1 protein-coding gene is annotated in these 644 nt (G+C 62.9%); it reads right to left on the bottom strand.

The window, feature by feature from the left end; all coding sequences use genetic code 11:
• The coding region (locus KAK09_RS18645) for an IS66 family transposase (protein WP_210880412.1) at positions 1–448 on the bottom strand (448 nt) is incomplete at its 3' end.
• Positions 449–644 lie beyond the last annotated feature (196 nt).

Raw genomic sequence — 644 nt, 5'->3', positions numbered from 1 at the left:
GCGTGACCAGCACCCGGAACTGGGCCGGGATCACGTCCAGCCGCTCGGATACATCCTCGCCGATCTTTGCCATCTCACCGCAACCACAGGGGCAGAGCGTGCTGGCAGGCTCGATCACCCGCTCGACCCGGGGCAGATGGGAGGGCAGATGCCCGCAGTTGCGCCTGGGCTTGCGGGGCGTTTCCCCGCGCGCCCTTTGCATCGCCGCCTCGGCTTTCTCCTGCGCGGCCTCGAGCACGCCTTGGGCAAATTCCGCATCCTCCAGAGGCAGGTTGAACTGGTCGGGTGACAGCTTCTCGGAGCTTTTGCCAAACTTCTCGCGTTGCGCCGCGCGCAGGATGTCCTGTAGCCGCCGGTTGGCTTCTTGCGTCTCAGCCAGCGTCGCCTCGACCTCGGCGAGGCGAGCTTTCAGCAGGGCATTTTCGCGTGCAAGATCAGTGGCATCCATGGCGGGAAGTGAATCACAGGATACCGCGTCAGGCCAGTAAAAACAGGCCTTTCAGCGCAGTTTTCCAATTAGTTCATCCTGAACAACGGCCTCAGGTGGCGATTTGCAGTGCTTGAGGGCTGCCAGCACCCCGCGTGAACCCTCGGAGCAGTGCGATCCGCCAGATGAACTGGCGCAAAAAGACCCTCAGATGGCG

Source organism: Roseovarius autotrophicus, assembly GCF_018069895.1.
Classification (GTDB): Bacteria; Pseudomonadota; Alphaproteobacteria; order Rhodobacterales; family Rhodobacteraceae; genus Roseovarius; species Roseovarius autotrophicus.
The sequence above is the reverse complement of the archived record's forward strand: the minus strand, read 5'-3'. Positions and strand labels throughout refer to the sequence as shown.